The organism is Luteibacter sp. ME-Dv--P-043b (assembly GCF_030209605.1).
Classification (GTDB): Bacteria; Pseudomonadota; Gammaproteobacteria; order Xanthomonadales; family Rhodanobacteraceae; genus Luteibacter.
Genome location: NZ_JARVRT010000003.1, coordinates 62013 through 74045 on the forward strand (window position 1 = coordinate 62013; position 12033 = coordinate 74045).

Below are 12033 nucleotides of genomic sequence, written 5' to 3' on the forward strand. Positions count from 1 at the left end.
GGCGACGAAGCGTTCGTCACGACGGCGGGTGGAACACGTCGTCATGACGAGGTTCATCAGGCCCGCATGCGCAGCAGCGGAGCGGTGGTGGTCAGCAGTCCGCGCGACTTGAGGACATCCACATAGGTGGCCTCGTCGCTGTTGCTGACCTTGAGACGGAGTGCCGCAGGGCTGTTCTGCGCGGCATGCGCGGCGGGACGGAAGATCATGGCGCAGGCGTCGCCACTTTCCGCGGCCAGCTGCAGGCGACGAAGGCTGCGATAGTCGATATCCGGCAGCCAGCCGACCACGGCGCCGCAGCAGCCGGAGCGCAGGCATTGCTCCATGCTCCAGGCCGCCTCGGTCGTGCCGGCATGGATTTCATGCAGGAAGCGCAGATCGACCCCGGCGGCCGCGAGCGCTGGCGCATAAGGCAGATAAGGAGGAGCGACGAAGATCACGCGGCGGTGTTCCTGCGTGAGCGCGGCCAGCGCGGGCATCACAAGATCCAGTTCGCCCAGGCCATCGTGTTCGAACAGGATTTCACTGAGCGCACCCTGCGGCCATCCCCCGCCAGGCAACTTTGCGTCCAGGGACGTCCAGCCCGTGGAAAGCGCGCGCGTGCGCGGCTGACGATCGGCGGAACGGCGCCAGATACCGGGATGGTCGAGCACCTGGGCGAGGGTCGGGGCAGCGATGGCATTCATGGTCAGGTCCTGCGGATGATGCCGACGTAACGCCCTTCGATGGCGAACGCGTGGCGACGGGGATCGACTTCGATGGGCTGGAAGTCGGGGTTTTCAGGCAGAAGAAGGAGGCGGCCGCGTTCGTGCCGGAGGCGCTTGACGGTGACTTCGTCGTCGAGCCGGGCCACCACGATCTGCCCGTCGGTGGCGGTGGCCGTCTTGTGCACGGCCAGCAGGTCGCCATCGAGGATGCCGGCATCGCGCATGCTCAGGCCGACGACGCGCAGCAGGTAGTCCGCGCGTGGCCGGAACAGGGCAGGGTCCACCTCGAGCTGCGCTTCGATGTTTTCTTCCGCCAGGATCGGCGAGCCCGCGGCCACGCGGCCGATCAGCGGAAGATCGTTGGCTGCGGCGGCCCGCATGAGGGCCGCGTTACCCGCCGACAGGCGCAGGCCCCTGTGCTGGGGGGAGCGCTCGAGGACACCCTTGCGGACCAGCGACTCCACGCAGGCCTGCGCCGAGCTGTGGCTGGGGAAGCCCAGGGCATCGGCGATCTCGCGCAATGTGGGCGGCAGGCCCTGCGTTTGCAGGTATTCCTGCAGGAAGGCGAGGGTCTTTTGCTGGCGCTCGGTGAGGGTAGGTGTCGACATGTGTACATTTGTACAGATGTCGGGCCGCCGGTGCAAGAGGGTAGGCCTGTTGAGAAAATCCGGAAACGTAGCCGTGTCGTCCAGGCTTACAGAAAGCGGTGGGCAAGCGCGACTGTCGATTCTGGCAGCCAAGGTGAATGCTCACCTCGGATCCTGTCAGCAGGCCCCGGCCCCTTCATTCCCGTGGGAGAACAGCATGATCATGGATCGATCCGGTGCCGGAAACGAAACGGTTGTCGTCTCCTGCCAACCTTCGCAACTTGCAAGCGAGCACATCACAGCCGAGTATCCCGCCATGGAAAATCGCCTCAGCCGACTGGAAGTCGCCACGACCCAACTCGACACCCGCCTTGCGCGCGTCGAAGTCACCCTCGAGCACATCGGGGAAGACCTCAACGGTCTCCGTACGGATTTCCGCGACCTTCGCAACGATATGAACCATTTACGTGACCAGTCGCGTAACGATATGAGCCATTTGCGTGACCAGTCGCGTAACGATATGAGCCATTTACGTGACCAGTCGCGTATGGATTTTCGCGTGCTATTTGGCGCGATGATCAGTCTTGCCCTGGGCATGGCTGCCCTGATGGCCAAGGGGTTTCACTGGATCTGACCGAAACGCGTATCGGGCTTGCACGTTTTTGCACGTTTAATTACATTGATGCGTATTCCTTGCTTTCGGCCTACGCATGAATCCCGTCCGCGCCACCCGGCTCATCTTTCTTCTTTCCGGCATCGGCATGGCCAGTTGGGCCCCGATGGTGCCCTATGCCAAGGAACGCCTTGGCCTGGACGACGCCACGCTCGGTCTCGTCTTGCTCTGCATGGGCTGCGGCGCCACAGCGGCTATGCCCCTCGCGGGGTTCTTCACCCACCGGTTCGGTCACCGCGATGTCATCGGTGTCAGCGGCTTGCTGGTCTGCCTCGCGCTGCCCCTGCTCACCCTTGCGCCGAATGCATGGTGGCTGGGTGCGGCACTCCTGTTCTTCGGTGCATCGCTCGGTGTGGTCGATGTAGCCATGAACGCGCACGCGGTGGATGTCGAGAAACAGCAGGGCCGGCCGATGATGTCGGGCTTCCACGGGCTATTCAGCGTTGGCGGCCTGGCGGGTTCCGCCGGTATGGCGGCGTTGCTCCGGTTCGGATCGCCGCTGACCGGTAGCGCCATCGCGGTCTCGGTGCTGCTGCTGCTGATCGTCGGCACCCAGTGGCGACACTTCCTCGTGCGTCACGACGACGGCTCGGGCGAGGCGCGTGCGCGGTTCCGTATGCCGGGCGGGGCGGTGTTCCTGCTGGGTTTCCTGTGCATGGTCGTCTTCCTGGCCGAGGGCGCCATGCTCGACTGGAGTGCCGTGTTCCTGCGCTTCTCGCGCGGTTTCGATCCCGCCACGGCCGGCCTGGGCTATGCGGCGTTTTCCGTGGCGATGGCCGTGGGCCGCCTGCTCGGCGACCGCATCACGGCATCGCTGGGCGCCACGACCATCGTGCGGGTCGGCAGCCTGGTCGCCGCCGCCGGTTTCTTCCTCGCCACGCTGCTGCCGTGGGGCCCGATGGCACTGCTCGGTTTCGTGCTGGTGGGCATCGGTGCGTCCAACATCGTGCCCGTGCTGTTCAGCGCGGCGGGACGCCAGGTGAGCACCTCACCCGGTATCGCCATCGCTACCGTCACCTCACTGGGCTACGCGGGCATGCTCGCGGGGCCGGCCGTCATCGGTTTCGTCGCCCACGCCAGCAGCCTGTCCATCGCCCTGGCGGGCGTGGCCGCCCTGCTTGTCGCGGTATCCCTTTGCGCATCCATCGTTCGCCGCTGAAAGGAGTGTTCCATGCATAACAAACGCGATGTCGTGATCTTCGATTTCGGTGGCGTGCTGATCGACTGGAATCCCCGCTATCTCTACCGCAAGCTGTTCGGTGACGATGTCGAGGGCATGGAGACGTTCCTCGCCGAGGTGACCACACCGGAATGGAACCTGCAGCAGGATGCGGGCCGTTCGTGGGACGAGGCCGTCCGCGTGCTCACGTCGGAACATCCGACCAAGGCCGAACTGATCGCCGCCTACCAGCATCGCTGGGAAGAAACCCTGGGGGGCGCGATCGACGACAGCCTGCACATCCTCAGGGAACTGAAGGAGGCCGGCCATCCGTTGTACGGACTGACCAACTGGTCGCATGAAACCTTCCCCTTCGCACGGGAACGCTTCGATTTCCTCCGCCTGTTCGACGGCATCGTGGTCTCGGGGGAAGAGGGCACGATCAAGCCGGACCCGAAGCTGTACCGGACACTCCTCGAACGCTACGACATCGACCCGGCGCGCGCCGTGTTCATCGACGACAACAAGGCTAATGTCGACGCCGCCGAGGCATTGGGTATCCACGGCATCCATTTCCACACGCCAAGGCAACTGCGTGACGAACTGATTGCCCTGGGTTTCCTTGCGGCATGAGCGCATCGCCCGACACCACGCTGCCACGTGAGCGGCAACCCTTGATCCTGCAGCGGCTACGTCGCGACGGCAGGGTGGTGGCCGCGGATCTGGCCCAGGAATTCCGGGTGTCCGAAGACTCCATTCGCCGCGACCTGCGCGATCTTGCAGCGCAAGGCCTTTGTCGCCGGGTCTATGGCGGTGCGTTGCTCGCGGTGAACATCCCGCCGCTGGGCGAGCGTCACGCCGAGCGCACGGAACTGAAGCACGCACTGGCCCGTATCGCGGTCGGCCTGGTCGGTACCGGACAGATCCTCTTCATCGACGCGGGGTCGACCAATACGGTGCTGGCAAGGATGCTTCCCGAACACCGGGACCTCACCGTCGTGACCAACGCCCCCGATGTCGCCCTTGCCGTGCTGGGTCGCCCCGGTTTCGAGGTGATCCTGCTGGGTGGCCGGGTCGATCCTTCCATCGGCGGTGCGATCGGCTCGCGTACCGTACGCCAGGCGCAGGATATCCGCGCGGACATCTGTTTCCCGGGGGTCTGCGCCATCGATCCCGAGCGGGGGTTGTGGACCTACGACGAAGAAGAGACGGTGTTCAAGCAGGCGATCATCGAAGCCAGCGGCGAGACGGTGGCGATCGCCACACCGGACAAGCTGGTGGCCTCGGCCACGCACCACACGGTGCCCATCACCGGCATCTCGCATCTGGTGGTGGCAGCCGATACGGAGGCGACGGTGGTGGCAACGTATCGCGACGCCGGGGTCACCGTGCACTGCTGACCTGGAAAAAGAACGGCGCCCTGGAGGGCGCCGTTCTGCGATACCCATCGGAAGGTCGGTCAGCCGGCCTTTTTCTTCGCCAGGCGCAGCCAGGTGTCGACCACGGTGTCCGGGTTGAGCGACACCGATTCGATACCCTGTTCCATCAGCCATTCGGCAAGGTCCGGATGGTCCGACGGGCCCTGGCCGCAGATGCCGATGTACTTGCCCTTGGCCTTCGCGGTCTTGATCGCCATGGACAGCAGCTTCTTCACCGCCGGGTCGCGTTCGTCGAACAGGTTGGCGACGATGCTCGAGTCGCGATCCAGGCCGAGGGTCAGCTGGGTCAGGTCGTTGGAACCGATCGAGAAACCGTCGAAGATATCGAGGAACTCGTCCGCCAGCAGCGCGTTGGAAGGCACCTCGCACATCATGATGACCTTGAGGTCGTTCTCGCCCTGCACGAGGCCGTTCTTGCGCAGCACCTCGATCACCTTGCGGCCCTCGTCCAGCGTGCGCACGAACGGGATCATGACCCATACATTGGTCAGGCCCATGGTTTCGCGTACGTATTTGGCGGCCTTGCATTCCAGGGCGAACGATTCGGCGAAATCCGGCGAGACGTAACGGCTGGCGCCGCGGTACCCGATCATCGGGTTTTCCTCGTGCGGCTCATAGCGCGAGCCCCCGAGCAGACCGGCGTATTCGTTCGACTTGAAGTCGGACAGGCGCACGATCACCGGCTTCGGGTACACCGAGGCGGCGATGGTCGAGATGCCCTCGGCCAGGCGGTCCACATAGAACGAGACCGGATCCTTGTAGCCGGCGATGCGCGTATCGATCCGCGCTTTCGTCTCCGCATCCTGCTTGTCGTATTCCAGCAGCGCCCTGGGATGCACGCCGATGTGGCTGGCGATGATCATCTCCAGGCGGGCCAGGCCGATGCCTGCGTTCGGCAGCATGCCGAAGTCGAAGGCGCGCTCGGGGTTGGCCACGTTCATCATGATCTTCAGGGGCGCTTCCGGCATCGCGCCCAGGTCGGCGGTGATGCGATCGAACTTCAGCAGGCCTTCGTAGATCGTGCCGGTGTCGCCTTCGGCACAGGACACGGTGACCTCGGCGCCGTCGGGGATCGAGGCCAGCGCGTTGCCGCAGCCGACCACGGCCGGCACGCCGAGCTCACGGGCGATGATCGCCGCGTGGCAGGTGCGGCCACCTCGGTTGGTGACGATGGCGGCGGCGCGCTTCATCACCGGCTCCCAGTCGGGGTCGGTCATGTCGGCCACCAGCACGTCGCCGGGCTGTACCTTGTTCATGTCGGAAAGCGAATTGATCACACGCGCCTTGCCGGAGCCGATCTTCTGGCCGATGGCGCGACCCTCGGTGAGGACCTTGCCCTTCTCGTTGAGCTGGAAACGCTCGAGCGTGGTGGCGTGCGAGCGCGACTTCACCGTCTCGGGGCGGGCCTGGACGATATAAAGCTTGCCGGTGTTGCCGTCCTTCGCCCACTCGATGTCCATCGGGCGGTCGTAGTGCTTTTCGATGATCAGCGCCTGGCGGGAGAGTTCCTCGACATCGCTGTCGACGAGACAGAACCGGTGGCGCAGCTCGGCCGGCGTCTCCTCGATGCGAACGCGCTCGCCCGGCTGGTCGGAATAGACCATGCGCTGCTGCTTGGCGCCAAGGCTGCGGCGGAGCACCGCCGGCTTGCCGTCACGCAGGGTGGGCTTGAAGACGTAGAACTCGTCAGGGTTGACCGCACCCTGCACGACCATCTCGCCCAGGCCGTAGGAACCGGTGACGAAGACGACGTCGCGGAAACCGGATTCGGTGTCCAGCGTGAACAGCACGCCCGAAGCGCCGACATCCGAGCGCACCATCAGCTGCACGCCGGCGGAGAGGAAGACGTCCTCGTGCTTGAAACCCTGATGGACCCGGTAGGCGATGGCGCGATCGTTATAGAGCGAGGCGAAGACTTCCTTCACCTTGTGCAGCACGTCGTCGATGCCGACGACATTCAGGAAGGTTTCCTGCTGGCCGGCGAAGGACGCGTCCGGCAGGTCCTCGGCGGTGGCCGAGGAGCGCACGGCCACGGCGATGTCGTCCGCGCCAGCGTCCTTGCACAGCGTGATGTACGCCTCGCGGATGGCTTGCTCGAGGTCGCCGGGCAGGGCAGTGTCGACGATCCAGCCGCGGATCTCCTTGCCGCCCCGGGTCAGCTCGTCCACGTCGTCCACATCGAGGCTGGCCAGGCGCTGCTGGATGCGCGTGGCGAGGCCGCTCTTCTCGAGGTAGGTTTGGAAGGCGTCGGCCGTGGTGGCGAAGCCCCCGGGCACCGAGACGCCCAGTTTCGCCAGGTTGCCGATCATCTCGCCGAGTGAGGCGTTCTTGCCGCCCACCTTGCCGAGGTCGGTCATGCGTAGCGCGTCGAGCCAAAGTACCAGGTCGCTCAAAGGAAGTTCCTCACATCGGTTGGGCGGCGGGCCGCGCTGGAAAACCGGCGCATTGTCGCGGTGGTATGGTCGGCTTACAAGCCGCGATGCACCAAACGCGCAGTGATTCTGCGGGGTGGATGGTTATGAGGACGTATTGGTCTTAAGGTGAGGGCCGGGAACCAGCCAAGGAAACCGTTCGATGCGGCGCACCGTCTTCTTCATTTCCGATTCCACCGGTATCACCGCCGAGACCATCGGCAACAGCATGCTGGCCCAGTTCGACGGGGTGCAGTTCGATACCCACCGGCTGCCGTTCATCGACAACGCGCAGAAGGCCGAGGCGGCCTCGCTGCGGATCAAGACCAAGTACGCCCAGGACGGGCACCGTCCCATCGTGGTCAACACGATGACCTCCCGGGCCCTGTGCGACATCGTCGCCGGCAGCGGCGCCCTGATGCTGGATGTCTTCGCGCCGTTCATCGAGCCGCTGGAGGCCGAACTGGGCGCCAAGCAGTCGGGCGCGGTCAACCGGTCGCACGGCCTGGTGGATTTCGAGCGGTACGAGGCACGCATCGAGGCGACCAACTACGCCCTGGCCCATGACGACGGCCTGGACGTCGACTACAACCAGTCGGACGTGGTGCTGGTGGGGGTGTCCCGCTCGGGAAAAACCCCCACCTGCCTGTACATGGCCTTGCATTACGGGGTCTGCGCCGCCAACTATCCGCTCACGGACGACGACCTGGACAAGCTGGAACTGCCGGTCCGCCTCCGCCCCTATCGCAGCCGCCTCTTCGGGCTCACCATCGATCCGGTGCGCCTGGCGCAGATCCGGGAGCAGCGCCGCCCCGGCAGCCGCTACGCCACGTTGAAGCAGTGCCGCTGGGAACTCGAACAGGCCGACCGGCTGATGCGGCGGGAAAACATCCCCTTCCTCAACACGACGCACACATCGATCGAGGAGATTTCCAGCAAGATCTTCGAGTACCTCGGCATCGAACGACACATGTACTGATCGAGTAAACGATACGGAGACCGCCATCCTTTATGACCGCTGTGATTGAACGCCCCACCGCGCTGATCCCGGGCCGCTTCGAGTTCCTGATGGGCCTGTACGCGGAAAACTACCATCGGCTGGCGCGCCTGTTCGCGCCGGAACGGCTGGCGCCCGGGCGTTACGTATCCGACGTGGATGATGGGTTGATGGTGCGGCTGGACGTCCAGGAAAAGCATCCGTACACGCTCGAGCTCGAGCTCACCTACGACTTCGTCGACGAGGCCACCGGGCATCCCTCGCCCTCGGCACAGCTGCGCATGTACACCGATGCCCATGTGGCCGAGGCCATGCATTGCCATCCGGGCCGCAAGCTGTGGCAGGTGCTGGGCCCGTTTCCGCCTGCGCATTCGGTCTTCCAGCACCGTCTGCGCATGAACGGCTTCCTCAGCCGCTGGCTGGAGTACCTGGCCGAGCAGGGCCATTCGATCGGCACGCTTCAGCGGATCGATACCCCGGTTCCCTGATGGTCTGGGGCCTGGGCATGCCGACATGTCGGTGTCTTGGCATGCCGACATAACTCGCCAGCGCCCATGTAGGAGCGCACGATGTGCGCGACATGTGTTGAGGCCGATAGATGGAGCTGGCGCGCCAGACCGTCGATTGTCGCGAAAAGATGTCGCGCACGTGCGTGCGCTCCTACATGCCTATGCCGGTACATGGGGAGACCGGCCAAATTCCAGGCAAAAAAAATCCGCCAGATGGCGGATTCCTTTTGGAAGTAATGGCGGAGCGGACGGGACTCGAACCCGCGACCTCCGGCGTGACAGGCCAGCATTCTAACCGACTGAACTACCGCTCCACACTTACCGTCCAACACGTTCCAACAACTACCAACTTCTCGTCCATTCACTTCCTGGCGGACCAGAAAGTGGCGTCCCCACGGGGATTCGAACCCCGGTCGCCACCGTGAAAGGGTGATGTCCTAGGCCTCTAGACGATGGGGACGTCTTAGAAGTTGGTGGAGCCAGCCGGGATCGAACCGGCGACCTCCTGCATGCCATGCAGGCGCTCTCCCAGCTGAGCTATGGCCCCCTGCTGGAAGCCGCAAAGATTACGTCCGACCCATCCGTTCGTCAAGCATTCGTTACACTTTTTTTGAATTTTTTTTCCACGAAACGAGAATGACGAGGCGTGACGGCCACTTGCGTGTGTCACGTAGCGCATGTCGTTTCGCTCGCCGCGTGTCGCGTCGCGCAAGCACGGGTTAACCTGTAGGTTCGACATCACAGGGACAGGCATGCACGGCATCGTTTTCATCCAGGACCTGGCCACGGTCATGCTCGTCGCGGGGCTGACCACGGTGATCTTCCAGCGCCTCCGCCAACCGGTGGTGCTGGGATACATCATCGCCGGCCTGCTGATCGGTCCGCATACGCTGCCGGTCATCTTCATCCACGACGAGCAGACCATCCGTACGTTGTCCGAACTGGGCATGATCCTGCTGCTGTTCGCGCTCGGGCTCGAGTTCAGCCTGAAGAAGCTGCGCGCCGTCGGCGGTGCCGCGCTGGTGGCCGCGTTTTCCGAGATCGTGCTGATGGTATGGATCGGCTACGAGATCGGCCGGTTCTTCGGCTGGTCGGCCATGGATTCGATTTTCCTCGGCGCGATGCTGTCCATTTCCTCCACCACCATCATCATGAAGGCGCTGGAAGACCTGGGCCTGAAGCGCGAGCGCTTCGCCCAGCTGATGTTCGGCATCCTCATCGTGGAAGACCTGCTGGCCATCGTGCTGATGGCGTTGCTCACCGGTATCGCCAGCACCGGCGGCGTCGAGGCGGGGCAGGCGTTCGCCGCGGTCGGCCGGCTTGGCCTGTTCATGGCCGTATCGCTCGTGGTGGGCCTGCTGCTGGTGCCGCGCGTGGTCGATTACATCGCGCGCGTCAGTCGCAACGACGTGTTGCTGGTGGCCGTGCTGGGCATCTGCTTCGGTTTCTGCCTGCTGGTCACCGAGATGGGCTACAGCGTGGCGCTGGGTGCCTTCATGATCGGCGCCATCGTGGCCGAGTCGGACAGCGTGGCACGCATCGAGCGGATCATCATGCCCGTGCGCGACATGTTCAGCGCCATCTTCTTCGTCGCCATCGGCATGCTGATCGATCCGGCCCTGCTGGCGGCCTATGCGTGGCCGATCACGATCGTCACCATCGCCGTGGTCGTGGGCAAAGTGGTGACGTGCAGTTTCGGCAGCTTCGTGGCCGGCAACGACGGGCGCACCTCGTTGCGGGTAGGCATGGGCCTGGCCCAGATCGGCGAATTCTCTTTCGTCATCGCCTCGCTCGGCCTGACCCTGAAGGTCACCAGTAATTTCCTTTATCCCGTGGCGGTGGCGGTCTCCGCCATCACCACCTTCCTCACGCCCTATCTCATCCGCTCGTCGGACCCCCTGGCCAACGTCCTCTCCCGCGTCTTGCCCGTGCGCGTGACGGGCGTGTTCGGCGCCTATACCGAATGGATGGGCAACCTGGGGCTGCAGGGGCAGGGCGCCATCGTGATGAAGATGATCCGCCGGCTCGTCTGGCACGTGGTCATCAACACGGCGCTGGTGGTGGCGGTGTTCATTGCCACGGCCTTCGCGTATCGCCGCGGGTTCCTCCACCTGGACATCCTCAGCGGCGATGCGACGGTCCGGCGCAGCCTGGCCTGGTCGATGGCCGCGCTGGTCTCACTGCCGATGATCGTGGCCACCTACCGCAAAGCGGAAGCCCTGGGCATGCTGCTGGCGGAGTTGTCGGTGCCGGACCGTTTCGGCAGTGGCACCTACCGGATTCGTGCCGTGCTGGCGAGGATCGTGCCCCTCATGGCGATGCTGGTGATGGGACTGCTGGTGGCGGCGCTGGCGTCCACGATCCTGCCTCCGCGCGAGGTGGCGGGCCTGCTGATCCTGGTCGGGATCGGGCTGGCCTGGCTGATGTGGCGGGTGCTGGTACAGGTGCACGCCCGACTCCAGGCGGCCCTGCGCGATACCCTGGACAAGCCCGGGGCGGACCCTCACGAATGAGCCGGTCACGATTTTTGAAAGGTTTCTGAACTTTCCATGTGAAACCTTGTCTTTCGACCCGTCATTGCAAGCAGGACGCGAACCACCGCACAATGGCGATTCTGCCTCCACAAGGAGGTGTACACCGGCGGCGTCGCCGAATCTTTCCAAGAGAGGGAGTATTCAATGAAGCACTTTTTGCGTCCCACGATGACGGCCGTCGCCCTGGCGGTTGCGCTGGGTACGGCTGCGGGCGCATCCGCCCAGGCCGCCAAGCCGGCTGCCTCCGGGGCACCGGTCGATAAGCAGAAGGCCAGCTACGTCGTGGGTTGGGACCTTGCCAGCTCGCTGCCGCCGCTCGTCGCGAAGGAAGTGGATGCCGCCACGGTAGCCAAGGCACTCCAGGCCGCCCTGTCCGGCCAAAAGCCGACCATGTCGGAAGCGGAAGCCAAGTCGGTTCGTGAAGCCTTCGTGTCCCAGCTGAAGGTCAAGGCCGAGGCCGAGTACAACAAGGTCGCCGCCCAGAACAAGTCCGAGGGCGATGCTTTCCTGGCCAAGAACAAGTCGGCTTCCGGCGTGAAGGTCACGGCCTCGGGCCTGCAGTACCAGGTCGTCCAGGCCGGCACCGGTCAGCGTCCGGGTCCGAACGACACCGTCACCATCAACTACACCGGCACGTTCGTGAACGGCGAGAAGTTCGATTCCTCTGCCGATCACCAGCCGGCCGGTCCGGCCCAGATCCCGCTCGCCGCGGTCATCCCGGGCTTCCGCGAAGGCCTGCAGCTGATGCAGACCGGCGGCAAGTACAAGCTGTTCATCCCGTCGAATATCGCTTACGGCGCCAAGCCGGAAAACGGCTTCCCGCCGAATGCGACCATCATCTTCGACGTCGAGCTGCTCAAGACCGGTCCGACCCCCGCGGGTCAGGGTCCGGGCGCCGGTCCGGCGCCGGGCGGCAAGTAAGCCCCCGGTTCCATCGGTGAAAAAGAAAGGGCGCGGAGCAATCCGCGCCCTTTTTCGTGCGCCCCCGTTACAATCGGCCGTTAGATTGCTTGCCGG

The 12033-nt window shown here is 64.5% G+C and carries 11 protein-coding genes and 3 tRNA genes; 8 read left to right on the forward strand and 6 right to left on the reverse strand.

Translation table 11 applies throughout. The annotated features are described in order from the left end of the window. Positions 1-56 precede the first annotated feature (56 nt). Together imuA and lexA are read right to left on the reverse strand one after the other, a co-directional pair. On the reverse strand, positions 57-686 hold the full coding sequence (gene imuA / locus QRN34_RS01755) for a translesion DNA synthesis-associated protein ImuA (RefSeq protein WP_036140830.1): 630 nt from the start codon (positions 684-686) through the stop codon (positions 57-59). 2 nt (positions 687-688) lie between these two features. Next, positions 689-1315, reverse strand: a complete 627-nt coding sequence (gene lexA, locus QRN34_RS01760) for a transcriptional repressor LexA (RefSeq protein WP_285401454.1) — start codon at positions 1313-1315, stop codon at positions 689-691. Between the two features lie 196 nt (positions 1316-1511). Between lexA and QRN34_RS01765 the strand changes: the two genes are divergently transcribed. The 4 genes from QRN34_RS01765 to QRN34_RS01780 all read left to right on the forward strand — a co-directional run bounded on the left by QRN34_RS01765 (position 1512) and on the right by QRN34_RS01780 (position 4526). Continuing rightward, positions 1512-1928 (forward strand): hypothetical protein, encoded by a 417-nt coding sequence (locus tag QRN34_RS01765; protein WP_051938722.1) that lies wholly within the window; start codon positions 1512-1514, stop codon positions 1926-1928. A 76-nt stretch (positions 1929-2004) separates the two neighbouring features. Then, positions 2005-3126, forward strand: coding sequence for an MFS transporter (locus QRN34_RS01770; protein ID WP_285401456.1), 1122 nt, complete (start codon positions 2005-2007; stop codon positions 3124-3126). 12 nt (positions 3127-3138) lie between these two features. After that, complete coding sequence (locus tag QRN34_RS01775; RefSeq protein ID WP_036140833.1) at positions 3139-3759, forward strand: HAD family phosphatase; 621 nt, start codon at positions 3139-3141, stop codon at positions 3757-3759. Beyond that, a complete protein-coding gene (locus tag QRN34_RS01780; protein WP_036140834.1) occupies positions 3756-4526 on the forward strand; it encodes a DeoR/GlpR family DNA-binding transcription regulator in 771 nt (256 codons plus the stop codon). The genes QRN34_RS01775 and QRN34_RS01780 overlap by 4 nt, the downstream gene beginning before the upstream one ends. Before the next feature lie 59 nt (positions 4527-4585). Here QRN34_RS01780 and ppsA read toward each other — a convergent pair whose 3' ends face one another. Then, the gene (gene ppsA, locus QRN34_RS01785) at positions 4586-6958 is read right to left on the reverse strand and encodes a phosphoenolpyruvate synthase (protein WP_285401457.1); all 2373 of its coding nucleotides are present in this window, start codon (positions 6956-6958) and stop codon (positions 4586-4588) included. Between the two features lie 181 nt (positions 6959-7139). Between ppsA and QRN34_RS01790 the strand changes: the two genes are divergently transcribed. Together QRN34_RS01790 and QRN34_RS01795 are read left to right on the forward strand one after the other, a co-directional pair. After that, positions 7140-7955 carry a pyruvate, water dikinase regulatory protein gene (locus QRN34_RS01790; protein WP_285401458.1) on the forward strand — a complete coding sequence of 272 codons (816 nt, stop codon included), beginning with the start codon at positions 7140-7142 and terminating at the stop codon, positions 7953-7955. A gap of 32 nt (positions 7956-7987) precedes the next feature. Beyond that, complete coding sequence (locus tag QRN34_RS01795) at positions 7988-8461, forward strand: DUF1249 domain-containing protein (RefSeq protein WP_285401459.1); 474 nt, start codon at positions 7988-7990, stop codon at positions 8459-8461. A 258-nt stretch (positions 8462-8719) separates the two neighbouring features. On the opposite strand, the gene QRN34_RS01800 is transcribed toward QRN34_RS01795, so the two are convergent. The 3 genes from QRN34_RS01800 to QRN34_RS01810 form a co-directional block, all read right to left on the reverse strand. Then, positions 8720-8796 (reverse strand) — tRNA-Asp (locus tag QRN34_RS01800). 70 nt (positions 8797-8866) lie between these two features. After that, a tRNA-Glu gene (locus QRN34_RS01805) sits at positions 8867-8942 on the reverse strand. A gap of 11 nt (positions 8943-8953) precedes the next feature. Further along, positions 8954-9029: transfer RNA gene (locus QRN34_RS01810), tRNA-Ala, on the reverse strand. A gap of 205 nt (positions 9030-9234) precedes the next feature. On the opposite strand from QRN34_RS01810, the gene QRN34_RS01815 reads away from it, so the two are divergent. Then, positions 9235-10995: a cation:proton antiporter gene (locus tag QRN34_RS01815; RefSeq protein WP_285401460.1), complete on the forward strand. Its 1761-nt coding sequence runs from the start codon at positions 9235-9237 to the stop codon at positions 10993-10995. A gap of 165 nt (positions 10996-11160) precedes the next feature. After that, entirely contained in the window at positions 11161-11937 is a 777-nt protein-coding gene (locus QRN34_RS01820; protein ID WP_036140839.1) for an FKBP-type peptidyl-prolyl cis-trans isomerase, read from the forward strand. The last annotated feature ends 96 nt before the right edge of the window (positions 11938-12033 follow it).

Excerpts from the sequence above, each read along its gene's own strand:
- imuA (WP_036140830.1), bottom strand. The coding sequence starts at position 686 with ATGAATGCCATCGCTGCCCCGACCCTCGCCCAGGTGCTCGACCATCCC.
- lexA (WP_285401454.1), bottom strand. The coding sequence starts at position 1,315 with ATGTCGACACCTACCCTCACCGAGCGCCAGCAAAAGACCCTCGCCTTC.
- QRN34_RS01765 (WP_051938722.1), top strand. The coding sequence starts at position 1,512 with ATGATCATGGATCGATCCGGTGCCGGAAACGAAACGGTTGTCGTCTCC.
- QRN34_RS01770 (WP_285401456.1), top strand. The coding sequence starts at position 2,005 with ATGAATCCCGTCCGCGCCACCCGGCTCATCTTTCTTCTTTCCGGCATC.
- QRN34_RS01775 (WP_036140833.1), top strand. The coding sequence starts at position 3,139 with ATGCATAACAAACGCGATGTCGTGATCTTCGATTTCGGTGGCGTGCTG.
- QRN34_RS01780 (WP_036140834.1), top strand. The coding sequence starts at position 3,756 with ATGAGCGCATCGCCCGACACCACGCTGCCACGTGAGCGGCAACCCTTG.
- QRN34_RS01790 (WP_285401458.1), top strand. The coding sequence starts at position 7,140 with ATGCGGCGCACCGTCTTCTTCATTTCCGATTCCACCGGTATCACCGCC.
- QRN34_RS01795 (WP_285401459.1), top strand. The coding sequence starts at position 7,988 with ATGACCGCTGTGATTGAACGCCCCACCGCGCTGATCCCGGGCCGCTTC.
- QRN34_RS01815 (WP_285401460.1), top strand. The coding sequence starts at position 9,235 with ATGCACGGCATCGTTTTCATCCAGGACCTGGCCACGGTCATGCTCGTC.
- QRN34_RS01820 (WP_036140839.1), top strand. The coding sequence starts at position 11,161 with ATGAAGCACTTTTTGCGTCCCACGATGACGGCCGTCGCCCTGGCGGTT.